This is a genomic window from Psychrobacter sp. CAL346-MNA-CIBAN-0220 (assembly GCF_040309805.1).
Lineage (GTDB): Bacteria > Pseudomonadota > Gammaproteobacteria > Pseudomonadales > Moraxellaceae > Psychrobacter.
Genome location: NZ_JBEOPF010000274.1, coordinates 1 through 273, shown reverse-complemented (window position 1 = coordinate 273; position 273 = coordinate 1). Strand labels below are relative to the sequence as shown.

General features: G+C 38.1%; 1 protein-coding gene. It reads right to left on the bottom strand.

Annotation, left to right across the window (positions count from 1 at the left end; genetic code table 11):
- Positions 1-273: hypothetical protein (locus AAEY88_RS13625; RefSeq protein ID WP_350563251.1), on the bottom strand; the 273-nt coding region annotated here is incomplete at both ends.

Below are 273 nucleotides of genomic sequence, written 5' to 3'. Positions count from 1 at the left end.
CCATATAACATTGCTGGACTCTTTGTGCATTGCGACGATAAGTTGATTATTTTTAAAAATATAAACGTAGCTGACTTCTTGTTTGTGACTAAGCTCTTTGGCTAGCTCTCTTAAGGTGGTTTTATTCAACTCATTTAGCGCATCTTTAGCCGCTACCGAAAATAAGCTCGTGGTTAGGCTCGCTCGTTTCTCAATTTCAGACTGGTTAGATTGTTTGAGGTAATCAATACTGGTGTAGACCAAAATAAATAGCAATATGGCTTCAATCAGTGC